At 62.6% G+C, this 17,907-nt stretch carries 17 protein-coding genes; 11 read left to right on the forward strand and 6 right to left on the reverse strand.

The genetic code is table 11. The features are described 5' to 3' along the window. Positions 1 to 66: 66 nt before the first annotated feature. From PV761_RS15390 to PV761_RS15415, 6 genes are all read right to left on the reverse strand, one after another. Positions 67 to 945 carry an SMP-30/gluconolactonase/LRE family protein gene (locus tag PV761_RS15390; protein ID WP_347898005.1) on the reverse strand — a complete coding sequence of 293 codons (879 nt, stop codon included), beginning with the start codon at positions 943 to 945 and terminating at the stop codon, positions 67 to 69. Continuing rightward, positions 945 to 1,856 (reverse strand): sugar kinase, encoded by a 912-nt coding sequence (locus tag PV761_RS15395; RefSeq protein ID WP_347898007.1) that lies wholly within the window; start codon positions 1,854 to 1,856, stop codon positions 945 to 947. Before PV761_RS15395 ends, PV761_RS15390 begins: the two co-directional genes overlap by 1 nt. 26 nt (positions 1,857 to 1,882) lie before the next feature. After that, complete coding sequence (locus PV761_RS15400) at positions 1,883 to 2,506, reverse strand: bifunctional 4-hydroxy-2-oxoglutarate aldolase/2-dehydro-3-deoxy-phosphogluconate aldolase (RefSeq protein WP_347898009.1); 624 nt, start codon at positions 2,504 to 2,506, stop codon at positions 1,883 to 1,885. Between the two features lie 101 nt (positions 2,507 to 2,607). Further along, complete coding sequence (locus PV761_RS15405; protein WP_347898011.1) at positions 2,608 to 3,732, reverse strand: mandelate racemase/muconate lactonizing enzyme family protein; 1,125 nt, start codon at positions 3,730 to 3,732, stop codon at positions 2,608 to 2,610. A 129-nt stretch (positions 3,733 to 3,861) separates the two neighbouring features. After that, the gene (locus PV761_RS15410) at positions 3,862 to 4,392 is read right to left on the reverse strand and encodes a type 1 glutamine amidotransferase domain-containing protein (RefSeq protein ID WP_056343424.1); all 531 of its coding nucleotides are present in this window, start codon (positions 4,390 to 4,392) and stop codon (positions 3,862 to 3,864) included. A gap of 40 nt (positions 4,393 to 4,432) precedes the next feature. After that, complete coding sequence (locus PV761_RS15415; protein WP_347898013.1) at positions 4,433 to 5,137, reverse strand: isochorismatase family cysteine hydrolase; 705 nt, start codon at positions 5,135 to 5,137, stop codon at positions 4,433 to 4,435. A 406-nt stretch (positions 5,138 to 5,543) separates the two neighbouring features. On the opposite strand from PV761_RS15415, the gene PV761_RS15420 reads away from it, so the two are divergent. The 11 genes from PV761_RS15420 to dhaL all read left to right on the forward strand — a co-directional run bounded on the left by PV761_RS15420 (position 5,544) and on the right by dhaL (position 17,265). Then, on the forward strand, positions 5,544 to 6,248 hold the full coding sequence (locus PV761_RS15420) for an isochorismatase family cysteine hydrolase (protein WP_347898015.1): 705 nt from the start codon (positions 5,544 to 5,546) through the stop codon (positions 6,246 to 6,248). Between the two features lie 34 nt (positions 6,249 to 6,282). Continuing rightward, entirely contained in the window at positions 6,283 to 6,807 is a 525-nt protein-coding gene (locus PV761_RS15425; RefSeq protein ID WP_056343416.1) for a type 1 glutamine amidotransferase domain-containing protein, read from the forward strand. 122 nt (positions 6,808 to 6,929) lie between these two features. Beyond that, positions 6,930 to 8,600, forward strand: a complete 1,671-nt coding sequence (locus tag PV761_RS15430) for a GMC family oxidoreductase (protein WP_347898018.1) — start codon at positions 6,930 to 6,932, stop codon at positions 8,598 to 8,600. A 30-nt stretch (positions 8,601 to 8,630) separates the two neighbouring features. Further along, entirely contained in the window at positions 8,631 to 9,350 is a 720-nt protein-coding gene (locus PV761_RS15435; RefSeq protein WP_347898020.1) for a gluconate 2-dehydrogenase subunit 3 family protein, read from the forward strand. A gap of 148 nt (positions 9,351 to 9,498) precedes the next feature. Next, positions 9,499 to 10,221, forward strand: a complete 723-nt coding sequence (locus tag PV761_RS15440; protein ID WP_347898022.1) for a FadR/GntR family transcriptional regulator — start codon at positions 9,499 to 9,501, stop codon at positions 10,219 to 10,221. 232 nt (positions 10,222 to 10,453) lie between these two features. Next, positions 10,454 to 12,082, forward strand: coding sequence for a sugar ABC transporter ATP-binding protein (locus PV761_RS15445; RefSeq protein WP_347898024.1), 1,629 nt, complete (start codon positions 10,454 to 10,456; stop codon positions 12,080 to 12,082). Beyond that, on the forward strand, positions 12,079 to 13,191 hold the full coding sequence (locus PV761_RS15450; protein ID WP_347898026.1) for an ABC transporter permease: 1,113 nt from the start codon (positions 12,079 to 12,081) through the stop codon (positions 13,189 to 13,191). Before PV761_RS15445 ends, PV761_RS15450 begins: the two co-directional genes overlap by 4 nt. After that, on the forward strand, positions 13,191 to 14,210 hold the full coding sequence (locus tag PV761_RS15455; protein ID WP_347898028.1) for an ABC transporter permease: 1,020 nt from the start codon (positions 13,191 to 13,193) through the stop codon (positions 14,208 to 14,210). The genes PV761_RS15450 and PV761_RS15455 overlap by 1 nt, the downstream gene beginning before the upstream one ends. Before the next feature lie 120 nt (positions 14,211 to 14,330). Further along, the gene (locus PV761_RS15460) at positions 14,331 to 15,491 is read left to right on the forward strand and encodes a sugar ABC transporter substrate-binding protein (RefSeq protein ID WP_347898030.1); all 1,161 of its coding nucleotides are present in this window, start codon (positions 14,331 to 14,333) and stop codon (positions 15,489 to 15,491) included. A gap of 111 nt (positions 15,492 to 15,602) precedes the next feature. Then, the gene (gene dhaK, locus PV761_RS15465) at positions 15,603 to 16,604 is read left to right on the forward strand and encodes a dihydroxyacetone kinase subunit DhaK (RefSeq protein WP_347898032.1); all 1,002 of its coding nucleotides are present in this window, start codon (positions 15,603 to 15,605) and stop codon (positions 16,602 to 16,604) included. 1 nt (position 16,605) lies between these two features. Next, positions 16,606 to 17,265, forward strand: a complete 660-nt coding sequence (gene dhaL / locus PV761_RS15470; protein WP_347898034.1) for a dihydroxyacetone kinase subunit DhaL — start codon at positions 16,606 to 16,608, stop codon at positions 17,263 to 17,265. Positions 17,266 to 17,907 lie beyond the last annotated feature (642 nt).

Raw genomic sequence — 17,907 nt, forward strand, 5'->3', positions numbered from 1 at the left:
CAGGCCCCGTAGGAGTCACCATCCGCGGACTGAGCCCGTCCACCTCGGGCAGTGTGCCTGTTCAGGTCAGCCAAGAAACGGATGCGGCGGCAAACCTGTGCTGCCTGTGTCCAGCACAAACAATGAACCGGCAAGCGGTTCGGATGCCAGCTGATCCCTCGTCAGGCCGTTGCGGGCGGACGTGACATATAGCTTGTTCATGTTCGTTCCCCCGAACGCTACGCTCGTCGGACGTGAGACGGGCAACTCCACTACTTCCAGAAGGTCTCCCCGCGGGCTGTATCTTCGGATGCAGCCGCCGTCCCACATTGCCACCCAGAGGGTGCCGTCGGTGTCTACCGCCATTCCGTCCGGAGTCGCGATTTCGTCGGGAAGCTCAGCCAGGGTTCGGCCCCTCGAGAGTCCGCCGGAATAGAAGTCGAAGTCATAGGCATCGATTCGCCGTGTGGACGAATCGATATGGTACAACGTCTTTCCGTCCGGGCTCCAGTCCAAGCCGTTGGAGATCGAGACTCCGTCGAGGATCCTCGTGCTTTCCAGACCGGTTCCGATCCGGTACAAGGCGCCCTTGCCCGGGGACAGGTCCGTGGCCATGGTGCCCACCCACAAGCGGCCCGCGGGATCGCAGGCGCCGTCGTTCATGCGGTTTCCGGTGCGCTCCAGTTCGACGGGGATCGCCAGTGTGAAGTTTCCGCTGTCCTCGTCCACGAATCCGATCCCGTCGCGGACCGCGCACACCAGGCCGCCGGCCTCCCGGACCGCGGCCATGCCCACTGGCTGGCCGACGTTGATGCTTCTGTCCCGGCCCGTGCGCGGATTGAAGCGGTGAATGTCGCCGGCGAAGATATCCACCCAGAGAAGTTCATTGCGTTCCTCGTCCCACCAAGGCCCCTCCCCCAGATCAGCCGGAGTGCGGAGGGCCAGGTCGACCTGCCTGGTGCGCATCAGCACCCCGGCCCGTTCAGGGCTGGTGCCGGCATTGCTTGGGAGGGAATGACAGCACCGGGCCAACGGATGACTTCGGCCGCCAGGGCGTGACCGCATTTCGCCGCCGCTACCGGAGTTGAGCCGGCGAAACGCGCTGCAAGGTATCCGGCATTGAAGGAGTCACCAGCTCCGGTGGTATCGAGAACCTCGGCCACGACGCGGGCCGGGATGGTCTCGTGGAGGTCCCCGCGTCGGACCAGGCAGCCCTCCGAACCGTTCTTGACGACGATTTCGTCGACGCCCCACGCGGCCAGCCGTTCCACGCAGGCTCCCGTGTCGCTGTCGCCAAAGAGTAAGCGTTCGTCGTCAAATGTCGGGAAGGCTATGTCGGTCCGTCGCAGCGTCTGTTCGATGGCCTGCCTCGCTGCTTCGGCGCTGTCCCAGCCAGCCGGCCGGTAATTGGTGTCGAACACCACCGTTCCGCCCCTCCTGCGGGCGACGTCCAAAACTTTCCACAGCCTGCGGCGGGCGGCATCGGTGAGTATCTGCAGTGAAACCGCAGAGAGATAGATGACGTCGTAGTAGCTGAGAGTTTCATCCACGTCGAGTGACTGGTCAGGACCAAACAGATCCCGGGCCGGGGATGTGGAGCGGTGGTATATGAAGCTGCGCTCTCCGGCTTCATCGGTCCTGATGAGATAGAGTCCCGGTGACTTCCCGGGGACCTTTTCCACCAGCGATGTTCCGATGCCTTCGGCCTTCATCCGTGCCAGCATGTCCAGGCTGTACCGGTCATCACCAACCCTGGAAATGTAGTCGGTCTGGAGCATGTCCCCGCCTAATCTGGCAAGGTAGCTTGCGGTGTTCATGGTGTCGCCCGCGAAACCGATGGACAAAGTCGATTCGTCTGAGTGGGTGAGTTCAATCATGCACTCACCGATAGCTGCAATGCGGATCATCGTCCGGTCCCGGGACCGGAAGCCAAGAGGGTGGAAATGGCGTCCATGCCATCATCTGAGTAGAGATCGCTGCCCACGCCGACGGCGAAGGCGCCCGCCTCGAGCCATTGTGCGGCCTCGGAAGCGGGGATTCCGCCCGTGGGGATAATCCGTGCGCCAGGCAGGACGGCCAGCATTGACCGGAGGTAAGCTATCCCGCCGACGTGAGCAGGAAAAATCTTCGCCACCCCCCTGGATGTGGCCGCCGCCAGCTCCCCCGGGGTGAAGCCGCCTTCGATAAACAGTATGTCGCGCTCAGCCGCCAGCGAGCGGACCGCCGGAACAGGATAGGGGCTGACGAGGAATCCGGCACCGGCTTCGATGGCTCGTTCAGCGTCGGCACGGTTGACGACAGTTCCGGCGCCGACGAGGGCGTCCGGGGCTTCGGTGCGCAGCCGGATCAAGGCGTCCTGCCAGCCCTCGGTGGTAGTGGTCAGCTCAATGGCTCCGATGCCCAGGGCGAGGAGGCGAAGAGCCATCTGGTAGGACTCTTCAGAGGTCTTTGTTCTCAGCACCGGCAGTATTCTGGCCGCACGAATCCGTTCGGCAGCGCGTTCTGTTGAAGATGAAGGTTCCATCATTGCCTTTCATTAGAAACGAGGGCGCGGAAGATTCGGGGTGCGCATCCGGGATGGCCGGACGCGCACCCCGAAAGGCCCGGCGCGGGCGCCGGTTTCGCGCCCTAGACGGTGAGCGCGAAGCCGTCGTAGACCCCTGCGCTCAGTTCCACGCCCAGACCCGGGCTGTCCTGGGCCTCGACGAATCCGTCCTTGACTTCCAGCGGGCTCGTGAGCATGCCGTCCCAGCCGGGGCCGCCGTATGCGTCAAACTCGATCATCGGGGCGTTCTCGCAGGCCAGGATCATGTGCAGGCCGGCGGCCAGCGCGATGCCGGTGCCGGAGGAGCACGCGATGTGAGGGACACATGTGATATTCCAGGCGCTTGCCATGTCGGCCACACGTTTTGCCTCGGTGATTCCGCCGACGCTGGTGCAGTCCGGCTGGAGGTAGTCGAAGGTGCGCCTGCTCAGCAGATCGATGTATTCATAGCGGGTGAGCAGTGATTCTCCCCCGGCCAGGGGGATGTTGATCCTGTCCGCCAGCCAGGTGTTGTCGTCCACGTACTGGCTCAGGCTGCGGGAGAGGATTGGCTCTTCGAGCCATGTAAGGCCGAACGGTTCCAGTTCGCGCGCAAGATCGTAGGCTCCTCTGCGGTCATAGGACATGTTGGCGTCCACCATGATGTCGGGTCCCGTTCCTATCGCGTCGCGGACTGAACCCAGCAGCTCAACAGCCTGGTTGATGTCTCCGGTGACGCGAAGCTTCATGGCGGTGAACCCGTTGTCGACAGCAGCCTTGACCTCCGGCACGATTTCGGCCGTGGGTTTCAGTGCAGGGGCGAAGTAGGCTCGGACTTTCGATTTGGATGCCCCCAGAAGACGGTAGACGGGCTGGTTGCTAATCTTTCCGAGCAGGTCCCAGAGGGCAATGTCGATACCGCTGAGTGCGTAGGTTTCTATGCCCCGCCGGCCCCACATGTGGGTGGCGTTGAGCATTTCCTGCCAGATCCCTCCAATGTTGCGGGGATCTTTGCCCAAGAGCATCGGGCCTAGCTGCTGGTTGATGATGGGGCCGACGGTCGGGAAGTACACGGCTGAGAAGCCGGCCTCTCCGATGCCTTCGAGGCCTTCGTCGGTGGTGATTTTTACGACGATGCCCCCCTTGACTTTGACAGCCATGGCACCCCACCGGAGTTCCTCATCCAGAGGAACGCCCAAAGGTGTTGCTGTGACGCTTGTGATCTTCATAGTGCGGTCCTTCGGTGTCGGGCGCCGGCCGGCGCCGTGGGCTTCGCAGGCGCGGCGCCTCTCCGGCCTGGCCTGTCGTGGCGGCCCTCCGGATGGAGGGGACCGTGGAGGGCCGCCCACTGCAATCAGTTAGTTGGTACGCTCGAGGTAAGAGACCAGGGCTGCACCGAACGCGGGCAAGTCCACCGGTGTGCGCGAAGTGATGACGTTGCCGTCTTCCACGACGGCCTCATCCACCCAGACACCGCCGGCGTTTTCGACGTCGTCACGGATAGGGGCGTAGCCTGTCGCGCGCCGTCCGTCCTTCAACGCCCCGGCTGAGGCAAGAATCCAGCCGCCGTGGCAGATGGCGGCCACGAGCTTTCCCGACTCGTGGGCGTCGCGGACGAGCCCCACCATTTCAGGGTGCAGCCGCATGTTGTCGGGGGCAAAACCTCCGGGAACGACGACGGCGTCGAAATCCGCTGCGCTGACCTCGGACGCTGCGGCGTCGGCATCCATCGGGTAATGCTCTTTGGAGTCATAGCTCTTCTTGGTTCCGCTGCCGATCACGGAAACCTGAGCGCCGGCTTCCTCCAGGCGGAGTTTGGGGTACCAGCCTTCGAGGATCTGGTATTCGTCTTCGATAAGAAGCGCGACGCGCTTTCCGGAAAGTGACATTTGTTGCTCCTCCTGTGGGACGGTTGCCCCGCTGTTGGTTCTAGGCGTTGATGAGGTCCAGGAATTCGATGCTGGTTCGCACGTCGCCGTGGTGGGCCTGGATGTTGCGCAGCGTCTCCCAGTGCTGGCCGTAGCCCAGCGGAGTGTCGGTGCCGGTTGCCGGAACGGCGGCGGTTGTGTCGGCCAAGACTACGATCTTGTAGTCCTGGTTGGCGCCGTCGATTGCCGTGGTGATCTGGCAGCAGGCCGTCGACAACCCGGCAATGACCAGGGTGTCGGCGCCGGCCCGACGCATGTATTCGTTCAGCGGAGTGCCATAGAACGACGAAAAGCGGTGCTTGCGCATGACCGGCTCGTCATCGGCAGGGACCAGTTCGGCCACCAGCTCATCGCCGCCATTACCCCAGGACCCCGGAAAGTTCTCCAGCTGGCCTTCCAGACCCCACTTTGTGTCCGCGTAGCCGGCGTCCTTGCCATCGCCGCGCAGGCCCCACAGCGACCAGACCACCGGGATGCCCTTGGCCCGGCAGGCTTCCAGCACGTTGAGGACCGGTTGAATGGTGTCTTTGCCCTCGGGGGCGCCGCCGATGCTGGGAATGTACATGGCACCCCCGGGCTCTGCGCAGGCCTTCTGCATGTCCAGGACCAGCAGCATCGTCTTCTTGGGGTCGATCGTCGGGGCGAGCCAGTGGGCGCGGTCGATGTGCTTGTCGATGTTTTCGTAGGTGTAATCGAGCGAAGACATTATTTTCCTCCTAGTTTCTTTGCACGGCTCCGTCGCCGGTGCATCGTGGGGGCGGGCCGCAGGACCTGATCCGGCGGCGCCTCTCCGGATCCTCGTTCTGAGGAGCGGTGATTGCCAGACACTTGGCCAAGCCAAGGAAAGCAGGTGATCAGGTGGTCTGAAGACTTCCATGATTCCCAAACGGTGTCAAGGCCTTGCCGGAGATCCCGCCGGGACCGGCCCGGATGCCCTGCCGCCCGGCGCAGCGTTTCCGCCGCTGACCGCCGGGGGCTCCCAGGGTGAGGCCGGTAGTTGTAGTGTCAATTCAGTTTCCGATAACCCTTGACCCGTCCGACCCCCTGTGGAATAGTTCAGTTGACCGGGTCATCAGACAACCGGCCACCGACCCTGAAAGAAAGGGACATCGTTGTCCTCTCTTGATTTCACCTACGCGAACATTGATTCAGTCATCGACCGCACGCACTTCGTCGCTCCGTCCATCGACCCGGAAAAGACTGTGTTGCTCGTCCTGGACATGCAGAAAGCCTGCGTGACCCCAGGGGGTGCAATGTATATTCCCAGTGTGGGCGGAGCTCCCGAAGGCAAGGACACGGTGCAGCCCACTCTGAATCTCATCGAGGCGGCACGGTCCAAAGGCATCCCGGTGGTGTGGTCGCTTTGGGGACTGCACGCCGACGGCTGGGACGCCGGTGTCGCACGAACCAAGTGGGGATTGCAGGAGAGCCTGACGGAGTTCCCGGGTTGCTGGGGCAACGGCGGCGACGAGCTGGACGATGCCCTCAAACCGCTTCCGGGCGAACCCGTCATCCGGAAGCACCGCTTTTCGTCGTTCTACGGCACCCCGCTGAACGAATTCATACGCGGCCACGGTGCGGATACCTTGATCATCGCGGGGGTTTCGACGGGCAATTGCCAGATGGCCACGGCCATTGACGGAGCAAACCAGGACTACAAGATCATTACCGTGGCGGACACCACCGCCGCTATCCCCGCCGCGAACGAGGACCAGCCGCTGGGCTATGGCCAGCATTGGGAGGCGTTGCGCAACATCCAGGCAAACCATGGTGACGTGCGCCTCAGCACCGAAGTCCTCGGCCTCATAGGCGCCTGAACCCAGACCAGACACTCTCCAGGAAAGGACAGCCATGAGCCTGTCAGGAACCCACATCGCTTTGCTGATCGAAGACGAATACCAGATTCTCGAAGGCTGGTACCCCAAACTCCGCCTTGAGGAAGCCGGCGCCCGAGTTTCGGTTATCGGCAGCGGCACCAAGAAGAGCTATAGCAGCAAGGAAGGCTACCCGATGGATGCCGACGCTGCCGCCGGCGAGGTCTCGGCGGCAGACTTCGACGCCGTTGTGGTCCCGGGCGGATTCGCCCCGGACAACATGCGCCTTCACCCGGAGATGATCGGCCTCGTCCGCGACATCTACGAAAGCGGCAAGCTGGTCACAGCGATCTGCCACGGCGGCTGGGTCCTGGTCTCCGCCGGCGCCCTGAAAGGACGCCGGGCCACCGGATACTCCCCCATCCGCGACGACGTCACGAATGCCGGCGGCATCTGGGTCGACGAAGCTGTGGTGCAGGACGGCAACGTCATCACCTCCCGGACACCCGCAGACCTGCCCGACTTCACCCGGGCCATCATCGCCTACCTGGAAAAACCCTAACCGCACACAAACCTGCGGGTTGCCGAACCGGCAACCCGCACCGGATCCTCGCAAGAGGTCTGGTCACATGATAACTAATCGACTGCGGCCTGATACTTCGGCCACCATGGAGAGGAACAACCATGTCAATCACAAGGAAGCCCGAGCCGGTTGACGCCATTGTCGTTGGCCTGGGTGCCAACGGCGGCACCGCGGCCAAAGTGCTCAGCGAGGCCGGACTCAAAACCGTCGGTTTCGACCGCGGCCCGTGGCTCCGGGCACACGAGCACTATTCCGGCGACGAGCTCAAATTCGTGAACCGCGACTACATGTGGCCGGACCCCAAGATGTTCCCCCGGACCATCCGCTACGACGAGACCGCCGAGGCCGAGCGGTTTCCGTTTTCGCCGACCCCGCAGATGGTCGGCGGCGGCACCAACCACTGGGCCGGATGGGTGCCGCGTCCGCGCGAATCGGACTTCATGATGCGCTCCCTGCACGGGGACGTCGACGGTGCCAGCCTCGCCGACTGGCCGTTCCGCTACGAACACCTGGAGCCGTACCTCACTAAAGTCGAATGGGCCTTCGGAATATCCGGCATCGCCGGCGCCGACAAATACGAGCCCTACCGCAGCAAGGGCTACCCCAGCCCGCCACTGCGCCCCACCCGCTACGGGAAGCGGTTCTACGACGCGTGCAACAAGATGGGCATCAATGCCTTCCCGATTCCGCACGCCATGGTGACCAACAACCACAACGGCCGTGAGCCGTTCAACCAGACCAGCTTCTGGAACCAGTATGGCGACCCCAGCGGTGCCCGCTCCAACATCCTGACCACCTTCATCCCGGATGCGTTGGCCACCGGCAACTTCGAGGTCCGCGCCGAGAGCTTCGTCCGTGAGGTTAAGCTCGGCAAGGACGGCAAGGCCACCGGTGTGATCTACATCGATGCCGAGGGCAACGAAGTCGAGCAGGATGCCAAGGTGGTGGTCCTTGCCCTGGGCGCGATCGAGTCTTCCCGCCTGATGATGCTCTCCAAGTCCTCACAGTTTCCCGACGGGTTGGCCAACGGCAGCGGACTTCTGGGGAAGAATGCGACCTTCCACGAGTACCTTTTCGCCGTCGGTCTCTTCGACAAAGACATCGACGAACCACTGAACGGCTGGACAGGGAACTACATCAGCGGCGGATCTCTGGAGTTCTACGAAACGGACGAGAACCGCGGCCACATTGGCGGCTGCATCATTTCCGCCTCCCAGACCTGCCACCCGGTCAACTGGGTCTTCCCCGGCCGGCCCAGCTGGGGAGACGCACTGAAGGATGCGGACAGGAACTACTTCAATTACGCCATGAAGATCGGACTGATCCTCCACGATCTTCCGGTGGAATCGAACCGTGTGGATCTGGACCCCACCGTCAAGGACGCGTTCGGGCTTCCGGTTGCCCGGATCACTCACCGGCCGCACAGCAACGACGTGGCGATGGGCAAATGGCAGGTGGACAAGAACATGGAGATTCTCGAAGCGGCCGGCGCGCGCAAGACGGTCCCCGTCTATCTGGACAAGATGACCGGCAACACCTGCCACCAGCACGGAACGGCCCGCATGGGGACAGACCCCGCCAAGAGCGTCCTGAATGAATGGGGCCAGGCACATGAAGTGGAAAACCTGTTCGTCGTCGACGGTTCCGGTTTCCCCACCGCCACGGGTGTGAACCCGACCCTGACCATGATGGCCAACGCGTGGCGGTGCAGCGACTACATCGCTGACGTCTACTCAAAAGGCCGCAAAGAACGCCTCGTCATCGCCAACTGACAACGGCAGGAAAAGCAGAAGGAGCACATCATGACACTGAAAGCTGACTGGCCGGTCATCAACGGCCCCGTCGATCCGGACTCGGAGGAGCGGCTGTTCTTTACCGAGCATGAATGGGAGACCGTTGAGGCCGCCGCCGCCCGCATCATCCCCACCGACCAGGATCCGGGCGCCCGCGAAGCCAGGGTCGTTGTTTTCATCGATCGCTACCTCTCAGGCATTGACTACGTCTATGCCGCGGCCGATGGCAGCGGCTTCCTGAAAATGAGCGGACGCTACGCCGACGCATGGCGCGCCCGGATGGCCGACATGCAGAGGACCTACCGCGAAGGCCTGCGCAATCTGGACGACGTGTCCGTTCTGGAACACGGCGGACTCTTCAAGGAACTGTCCGAGGAGGACCAGGACCGGGTCCTGGAAGTCATCTCCGGCGCACCCAAACCGGGCAAAGTCACATTGGGAACCAAAGAGGCGGTGACCACCTTCCTCCAAGGGTCCTTCGACGAAGGGCTGGAGTTCTTTCCGGCACTGTGCCTCCACACCAAACAGGGGTTCTACGGGGATCCCGTCTACGGCGGGAACAAGGAGCAGATGGGCTGGAAATTCATCGGGTTCCCCGGACCGAAATCCCTGAAAGACACCATGGACGGGACATACACCACGCACGAATACTTCATGGAAGGCGACTTCGACTGGGAAGACCTCATACCCCATCTGAAGGTTTCAACGTTCCGCGAGCCCGAAGCCTGAGCCTGCACGTCCAGGTCCCGCGCCCGGAGTCCCGCATGCAAACCGGGACTTCCGGGCGCGGTACACCGCACCATCCAGGGTGGCGTACCTGATCCATAATGGCTAGTGTTCATATCACCGGACCACGCAGTCAGAATAGAGGAAATCCATGAGTTCCACACGAACCATCGAGCGTGTACAGCGACTCAAGCTGGCGGACTCGGTGGCCGAACAGCTCGAGCGCCTGATCTTGGAAGGCCAGTACAGCATCGGGGACAAGCTGCCGACCGAGCGGGCCCTCGCCGAAGAGTTCGGCGTGGGCCGCAGCTCCATGCGCGAGGCTCTCCGGACGGTCGAATCCAGCGGCCTGCTCCGGACCGACCATGGCGTGGGTGTGTTCGTGGTCAGCAACACCAAGAAGGTGTTCGGTCCCGCCGACATGTACCTCGATGAGGACTACACCGTGCCGGATCTGTTCGAAGTCCGGCTGGCCCTGGAGCGTGAGGCTGCAGGACTGGCCGCCAAACGCATCACCGAAGAGGAATCCAGCCGTCTGCGGGACATTCTGCAACGGGCCGGGAACCCGGCTATTTCAGACGACGAGTTCATCCGCCTCGACGGCGAACTCCACCGCGGCATTTCCGGCGCCAGCCGGAACCCGCTGCTGCTGCACCTTTCGGAGAGCATTGCACCGCTGTTCGATACATACTCCCACCGCGTCATCCGCCTGCCGGGCCGCCGCGCCGCTGCCCACACCGGCCACACTCTGATCGTCGAGGCGGTCACCGCCGGCCGTGTACGCGACGCGCGCACCGCCGTGGTGAACCATCTGCGGGAAGTCGAGCGCGACATCATCGAATTCCTCAATGAGAAAGAACCCGCGAAACACTAGGCAGAACCCGCACCTACTCTCCATGGCAGCACCCTGGCCTGTTGCGGGCCAGGGTGCTGCCGACTGCCTTCCGCCGGTCGGCAGACAGCACCGGAAAAACACCATTGACAGAAATTTTCCGGCATGAAAGAGTTCAGACCACCTGATCATCTCTTCACCGGATCTCCTGTATTCAGCAGGAAGTGATACCTGGTCCGGAACCCACAAACATGACCAATCCAAAGGAGCCCTAATGTCTCACGATGTTGTGCAGGCAGAGGTCACGAGCCCGCCGGACGGACTTCCGGTGCTGATCGAAGCACGCGGGGTCGGCAAGCGCTACCCGGGAGTCGTCGCCCTCGACGGCGTCGACATCAAACTCAGAGCCGGCGAGATTCACGCCCTGCTCGGCGAAAACGGGGCAGGAAAATCGACCCTCATCGGTCTGCTGTCCGGCATCAGCACCCCCGATAGCGGCGAGCTGTTCGTTGACGGAGTGAAGCAGCACTTCAACTCGGCCAAGCAAGCCCAGGCACTGGGAATTAGCACCATTTACCAGGAACAAACACTCGCCCCGGACCTGACAGTCGTCCAGAACGTGTACTTTGGCCGTGAACTGCGGCGGGGGCTGCTGCTCGATGAAGGCGCAATGCGGCGGCGGGTTGAAAGCCTGTGCGGGGAATTCGGTCTGACCGCGGCTGATCTTGACAGTCCGGTTGGCGCACTCGGCGCGCTGAAGCAGCACGTCGTGCAGATCCTGAAGGCGCTGGCGTTCGACGCCCGCGTGGTGATCCTTGACGAACCCACTTCGGGGCTGGAGGAAAGCGAACGCCAGCTGCTGTTCGAGCACATGGCACGGCTGCGCGACCGCGGTGTGGCGCTTCTGTGGGTCACCCACCGGTTGGACGAACTGTTCGGCCTCGCGGATGTGATCACGGTTCTGAGGGACAGCCGCCTGGTCGCCTCGGTCAACCCTGCGGAACATTCACCGGATTCACTGGTCCGGCTGATGGTCGGCCGCAAACGCACTGAAGGCGAACACTTGAGAGTGCACGACCGGAGCGAACGCATCCAATCCAACAGCCGAGACGAGTTCCTCCGGCTGGAGCACGTCAGCAGGTACCCGTTGCTGCGCGACATTTCGCTGAGCATAAGACGCGGAGAAATACTGGGTCTGGCGGGCATCGCGGGCGCTGGCCGCACCGAACTTGGCCGAATCATTCTGGGGGCCGACCGGGCGGACTCCGGGTCGGTGTTCCTCCACGGCAAGGAAGTCACCATCCGCAGTCCCCGGCACGCCACACGGATGGGGATCTCCATGGTCCCGGAAGAACGCAAGACGCAATCGATCCTCGGCACGATGTCGATCGCCAAGAACATTTCAATCACGGATCTCGGCAAGGTCAGCCGCAACAACATCGTGCTGGACCGCGGCCGGGAGAACCGTCTGGCCAAGGAAGCCATCCGGGACCTGGGCATCAAGTCCAGCAGCGAACAGCAGAAAATCGTCAATCTAAGCGGCGGAAATCAGCAGAAGGCAATCGTGGCCCGGTGCCTCTTCTCGGGACCGTCGCTGATGATATTCGATGAGCCGACACAAGGCGTTGACGTCGCCGCGAAGACTGATATTTACCGCCTCATTTACGACTTCGTCGACCAAGGCGGGGCCGCGGTCGTCATTTCTTCGGAACTGCCTGAACTCCTCAACCTCAGCGACAGGATCGCGGTAATGCGCGAAGGGCGCCTGGTGGGCGAGCTGGCGGGTGCGGACAGACCCGGTTGCCTCGGGTCAGAAAGCGAAATTGCGGAAACCATCATGGCCATGGCGGCCCGCGAAACCGGCCACGCTGCAGCCGCAGACACCAAGGAAGAATTGGCATGAGCGCCCGTGAGCGGCTGGTCCGTATTGCCTCGATTGACGGGTTGCCGATCGCAGCCGCACTGGTTGCCGCCGCGGTGTTCTTCACCGCGGCCTCCCCGTTCTTCTTTACCGGAGAAAATATCCGGAACCTGTTGATTCAATCAGTGTTTGTCATTCTTCTGGCGGCCGGCATGACCTACGTGCTGATCGTGGGGGGCATTGACCTTTCGGTGGGTTCCACGACCGGTCTCAGCGCCGCGATGACGCTCATGACAATCATGAACGGTGCACCCTGGCCCATCGGCGTCCTGGCCGGAATCGGCACGGGGGTTGTGGTTGGGGTAATCAACGGATTTTTCATTGCAATCCTGCAGATCAACGCCTTCATCGTGACACTGGCGACTCTGAGTATCGGCGCCGGGGCACTGCAGGTTATCACCTCCGGGACGCAGTTGACCGGTGTGGATTCCGAAACCTTTCTGGCCCTGACCCAAGGCAGCATCCTCGGAATTCCTACCGGGCTGGTGATCACCCTGGTGATCATCGCCATCCTCGAATGGGTCCTGTTGGCCACACCGTACGGCCGAAGCCTGTTCGCAGTCGGCACGAACCCGCAGGCAGCATTCCTCGCCGGCACAAGCATCCGCAGAGCCAACTTCAGCGTGTATCTGTTGTCGGGCGTGATCGCCGGTGCCGCCGGTGTCCTGCTGGCTTCGCATTTGAACTCGGTCCAGCCCGGCCTGGGTCAGGGATACGAACTCAGTGCCATAGCCGCTGCAGTCCTGGGCGGGATTGCGCTCTCTGGGGGCCGCGGGAGTGTCTGGCGCAGCCTGATTGGCGCCCTCTTCCTCGCCACGCTAAGCCAAGGGCTTCAACTGGTGGGTGTGGATCCCTTGTGGTTCAACATCGTCACTGGCGCCAGCATCGTTATCGCCGTCGCGTTTGACCGCGCCACACAACACTTCATCGCCGGACAGCTGAGATCCCTGGCACGGAAACAGAATCACGATATCAGCGGAGGCGGCCTTGAGGCCGAAGCCCGGCGGCCCCCAGCCGCGGCAGCCCCGATCGAAGCCCAGCCTGCCGGGGCCGGCAACCACGAAATCACTTCCGGAGCAAGGAATCTCTGATGAGTACCAGTTCAGTCATTGGCATTTCTCGAACGCGGTGGGGCAAAGCCCTGCAAAACCCCAGCGCAGGTGCCCTGCTGCTGGTCGCCGTCCTGGTGATCAGCATGTCGATCGCCTTCCCCACATTCCCCAGCGCAATCAACGCCGGGAATGTCGCAAACCAGATGGTCTTCGTCCTGCTGCTGGCTCTGGGCATGACGGTCGTACTGATCACCGGCGGCATCGACCTTTCCGTCGGCTCGATCATGGGTCTCAGCGCAGGAGTCGGGGCGTACTCCATCAACTCCGGCGCCCCGCTGATCCTCGGGCTGCTGGCCGCGGTAGGTGCCGGGGCGGTCCTCGGCTTGGCCAACGGTCTGATGATCACGCGCCTGGGACTGCCGGACTTCATCGCAACTCTCGCCATGCTCGGCATAGCCCGTGGGCTCCTTTTCCTGTGGACCAACGGCGTGCCCTTCATCGGCTACATGCTGCCGGAGTATTACGTCATCAGCGGCCTGGAGCGGCCCTTCGGATTCATCACCGTACCGATCATCATCGCTGCCGCAGCCGTGCTTGCCATCATCTTCGTGCTGCGAAAAACAAGCTTCGGACGGCACGCCTACGGAGTCGGCAGCAACCCGCACGCCGCACTCCTCTCGGGTGTCCCTGTGGACCGCGTCAAAATCACGGCCTACGTGATCAGCGGTCTCATGGCAGGGCTGACCGGCATGCTGATGGCCGGACGCACAACCACCGTGGCGCCCACCATGGGACTCGGGTACGAGATCGCTGCCATTGCTGCCGCGATCATCGGCGGCGCGGCACTGACAGGGGGCCGCGGGCACGCCCTCGGCGCCGTGCTGGGCGCACTGGTTCTGAGCATCACAGCCAACGCCATCAACATCTCGGGAGTCAGTTCCACATGGCAGCAAGTCGTTACGGGCTCCGTGCTGTTGCTGGCGGTCGTCTTCGACCGGGCCAGCGCCCTGCTCCGGGAACGCTCAATCCGGTCCGCAGGCCGGCTCGCCGTCACCTGACCGGACCCGGCAGCCATCGGACAAGTAACCACGTAACACCCGCCGGGGCAATCCGCCCCGGGATCCACCGCATCGCAAGTATCCACTGTTCGCAAGAACCATCACAATGAGGTGAAACAGATGATCCGTTCCAAAGCATCCGACCAGCAGCCCTCCCGCCGCAATCTGCTCAGCAGCGCCGGCCTTGGCCTCGGTGCCCTCGCCGGCGCAAGCCTGCTCTCCGCCTGCTCCACGGTCACTACGACCGGAGGGTCAGCAGCAGCGGCAGGGGGAGCCGGTTCCGCAGGCATCAACAACCCGGCCTACGACTCCGCCATCAAGAGCCTGGTCAACGGCCGCACGGTGCAACTCGGCTGGACTCCACCGATCCTGTCCGAAATGTTCAACCAAATGGAGAAGGCAGCCTTCGGGCGCATGGCCGAACTCGAACAGACCTATGGCATCAATTGGAAGTGGGAACGGTCCGCACCCACCGGCAACTTTGACGCCGTCGAACAGCAGGTCAGCATTGTCCGCGGCTGGACGGCCCGAAAGTTTGACGCCGTCCTTGTATGCACAGGGGCGAATTTCGCCACGATGCAGGACGTATACCGCCAGGCCAGCAGCAGCGGCACCCGCGTATTCCAGTTCAACCAGCCTGTGGAACTCTACGACGAGGAAAAGATCAACACCGTTTCCAACATCGGCTACGACAACCGCTGGCAGTCGGGCTACCTTGCAGGGACGTTCATCGCCAAGACCCTGGGCGGCAAAGGCAAGATCATCCAGATCATGGGCCCGTCCGGCTCCGACTGGTCCAAAGCCCGGCAGATCGGCTTCGAAAAAGCCTTGCGCGAGAACCCCGGCCTCGAAGTTGTCGGCAGCGCCGACGGCGGATATCTCCGCGACAAAGGCCTCAACGCCGCACAGGACCTGCTGACCCGCAACCGGGACATCGATGCCATCTATGGCGAAAACGAAGACATGGCGCTTGGCGCCTCCCAAGCCGTGGATGCAGCCGGCCTCAAGCAGTGGGACGGCCAGCAGGGCGTTGTCATCGTCGGTGCCGACGGGCTCCTCTCCGGCATGGAATCCATCGCCGCGGGAAAGCTGACGGCAACCGTCGACGTCGGATCCGTGGACCAGGGCCGGTCCTTCATCGACGCAGTATTCCGCAGCGTCGTCTTGGGTGAAACCGTCGCAAAGGTCATTGAAGTGCCCACCCGCGTTGTCACCAAAGAAAACGTGGCCGCCGCCAAGGCCTACATCGAGGGTGCGATGCGTCCGCCGAAGTCCTACTGATTCGCCAGCGGTGCCGGCCGTGACTCCCCGGGCGGCACCGCGCTACCCCTCCTGACGGAGTCTCGCGAACCATTCGCGAAACGAATGCCTGTAGCCACCGAAGGTTGAACAATGCAAAAACTCATCAATGACCCGGCAGACGTAGTGACCGAATATCTCCAGGGCCTGGCAGCCGCCCATCCGGAATACCTCCGATTCGACGCCGAGCAGCGGATCGTAGTCCGGACTGCCCCGGCCATGCCGGGCAAAGTGGGCATAGTTGCCGGCGGAGGCTCCGGATGCGAGCCACTGCACAACGGCTTCGTCGGCCGCGGAATGCTCGATGCAACCTGCCCCGGTGAAATCTTTACATCGCCGAACCCGGACCAGATCGTGGCAGCCACCAAGGCCGCGGATTCCGGCGCAGGAGTGCTGCACATCATCAAGAACTTCAGTGGCGAGGTAATGAATTTCGGAATGGCTGCCGAGCTGCTGGCGTTTGAGGACCTCACCATCGAAACCGTACTGATTAACGACGACGTCGCGGTAGAGGGCGTACCGGGCACTGCCGGACGTCGTGGTCTGGGAGCCACCATTCTGGTAGAGAAGATCGTCGGCGCCGCCGCCGAACGGGGCGACCGGCTCGACGCCCTCACCAGCCTGGGCCGCCGGGTGAACGACCGGGCACGGAGTTTCGGAGTCGGGCTCTCGTCCTGCACCCCGCCCCTGCGTGGCAGGCCCATCTTCGCACTTCCGGACGGAACCATCGAGCTTGGCATAGGCATCAGCGGCGAACCAGGCCGGGAACGGGTTCCGATGCTGACCGCACGTGAAATCGCCGCAGTCATGGTCGAGGAAGTTATTTCAGACCTGCAGCCGGCCGGCGGCGCCGACGTACTGGTCCTCATCAACGGCATGGGCGCCACGCCCCTAAGCGAGCTCTACGTGCTATACGGCGAAGTGGAGGCACTGCTTCGTGAACGGAGCTTCAGGCCGGCGCGCCGGCTGATCGGAAACTACCTGACATCACTGGACCAAGCGGGCGCCGCCCTCACTGTCCTTGAACTTGATGAAGAAATGACCAAACTCTGGGATGCCCCCGTGAGCACACCTTCAATCCGCTGGGGAGAATGAAATGACTGAAACGACCATCAATGAAAGCCCGACTGTCAGCGCCAAGAAAATGGTGGACTGGGTGCTGGAATGCGCAAGAGTCATCGACGAGAACCTTGAGCTCCTCAACGAGTTGGACTCGACCTGTGGCGATGCCGACCACGGCTCGAACCTCCGCCGGGGATTCACAGGCGTCCGTACCCTGCTCGGCTCCGAACCTGGAGACACGCCGGCCGCCGTCCTCAAGAAAGTCGGCACGACCCTGGTGAGCCAGGTCGGCGGGTCCAGCGGAGCACTCTACGGGACGTTCTTCCTCCGCATGGCGCTGGCAGCCGGACAGGACAGAGAGCTGGACCGCGCAGCCCTCGGGGAGGCGTTGGAGGCTGCGGCCCGTGGAATCACGGAGCGCGGCCAGGTCCAAGTAGGCGATAAGACGCTCTACGACTCGTTGGCCCCGGCAGTCGAAGCCTACTCAAACGCACAGAGCGAGGGACGATCCCTCGTGGATTCACTGCAGCTGGCAGCCAAAGCGGCCGAGGAAGGCCGTGACTCAACCGTGAACTTGACGGCAAGAAAGGGGAGGGCCAGTTACTTGGGCGGACGCACGGTCGGCCACGCGGACGCAGGGGCAACGTCCATGGCCCTCATCCTCAGGGCGGCGGCCGAGAACCTCGGACCGTGACCCCGACGGCCCGCCTGTCAGGTCAGGGAGCGACGTATGTGTGGACGTATCCGCTCCTTCCCGGGCCAGTAACTCGTGGCACCGCCGTCGAGGCTTCGGAGTCCGACCCGCAGTGGTTGCTTGAACTTCAGGGCCTTGTCGAATCCGAGTCGGCTGGCACGGTCCCGCTTGTCGATAACTGTGGGCACGTCGTCTTGGCGGAACCCGGCCGCTACCGATCTGCTAGTTGATGGTTCGAGTCCTAGGCATTGTTCGCCAGTTGGCATATCCGACCAAAATGGCTTGCAACACCGTTTGAAGACAACCAGAGAATCTGCCACGTGAGAAACAAAGCTGAAAGACACCCGGAGGCCTGCGCTTTCAAGACAGAGCAGTGTCTTATCGACGTGTCGAGCATCCCGCGAGTTGAAAGACATGGTGGTGAGGCGCTTCGCCTTCTATAGAAACTCCAGCATGTCTGCGCTGGTCCACTCCATCCGTACGAGACGGGAAGTGCGCACTGATGAATTTGCGTTACCGGCCAGGCAAACGCCGGAGCATGGCGGTTGCTTCGAACGGACAAATCAAGCAAATGCCCCCGGGGCTGAACCTCGGGAATCACCAAGTTCGCAGTAGTAGGATTTCCAAGCGAGCCACAAAAAC

This window comes from Arthrobacter sp. CC3 (assembly GCF_039907775.1).
Taxonomy (GTDB): Bacteria; Actinomycetota; Actinomycetes; order Actinomycetales; family Micrococcaceae; genus Arthrobacter.

What these genes read in the sequence shown, in the direction of transcription:
- PV761_RS15430 (WP_347898018.1), top strand. Translation starts at nt 6,930, where the DNA reads ATGTCAATCACAAGGAAGCCCGAGCCGGTTGACGCCATTGTCGTTGGC.
- PV761_RS15405 (WP_347898011.1), bottom strand. Translation starts at nt 3,732, where the DNA reads ATGAAGATCACAAGCGTCACAGCAACACCTTTGGGCGTTCCTCTGGAT.
- dhaL (WP_347898034.1), top strand. Translation starts at nt 16,606, where the DNA reads ATGACTGAAACGACCATCAATGAAAGCCCGACTGTCAGCGCCAAGAAA.
- PV761_RS15415 (WP_347898013.1), bottom strand. Translation starts at nt 5,137, where the DNA reads ATGTCTTCGCTCGATTACACCTACGAAAACATCGACAAGCACATCGAC.
- PV761_RS15390 (WP_347898005.1), bottom strand. Translation starts at nt 945, where the DNA reads ATGCGCACCAGGCAGGTCGACCTGGCCCTCCGCACTCCGGCTGATCTG.
- PV761_RS15455 (WP_347898028.1), top strand. Translation starts at nt 13,191, where the DNA reads ATGAGTACCAGTTCAGTCATTGGCATTTCTCGAACGCGGTGGGGCAAA.
- PV761_RS15435 (WP_347898020.1), top strand. Translation starts at nt 8,631, where the DNA reads ATGACACTGAAAGCTGACTGGCCGGTCATCAACGGCCCCGTCGATCCG.
- PV761_RS15425 (WP_056343416.1), top strand. Translation starts at nt 6,283, where the DNA reads ATGAGCCTGTCAGGAACCCACATCGCTTTGCTGATCGAAGACGAATAC.
- PV761_RS15395 (WP_347898007.1), bottom strand. Translation starts at nt 1,856, where the DNA reads ATGATTGAACTCACCCACTCAGACGAATCGACTTTGTCCATCGGTTTC.
- PV761_RS15410 (WP_056343424.1), bottom strand. Translation starts at nt 4,392, where the DNA reads ATGTCACTTTCCGGAAAGCGCGTCGCGCTTCTTATCGAAGACGAATAC.
- dhaK (WP_347898032.1), top strand. Translation starts at nt 15,603, where the DNA reads ATGCAAAAACTCATCAATGACCCGGCAGACGTAGTGACCGAATATCTC.
- PV761_RS15445 (WP_347898024.1), top strand. Translation starts at nt 10,454, where the DNA reads ATGTCTCACGATGTTGTGCAGGCAGAGGTCACGAGCCCGCCGGACGGA.
- PV761_RS15400 (WP_347898009.1), bottom strand. Translation starts at nt 2,506, where the DNA reads ATGATGGAACCTTCATCTTCAACAGAACGCGCTGCCGAACGGATTCGT.
- PV761_RS15440 (WP_347898022.1), top strand. Translation starts at nt 9,499, where the DNA reads ATGAGTTCCACACGAACCATCGAGCGTGTACAGCGACTCAAGCTGGCG.
- PV761_RS15450 (WP_347898026.1), top strand. Translation starts at nt 12,079, where the DNA reads ATGAGCGCCCGTGAGCGGCTGGTCCGTATTGCCTCGATTGACGGGTTG.
- PV761_RS15460 (WP_347898030.1), top strand. Translation starts at nt 14,331, where the DNA reads ATGATCCGTTCCAAAGCATCCGACCAGCAGCCCTCCCGCCGCAATCTG.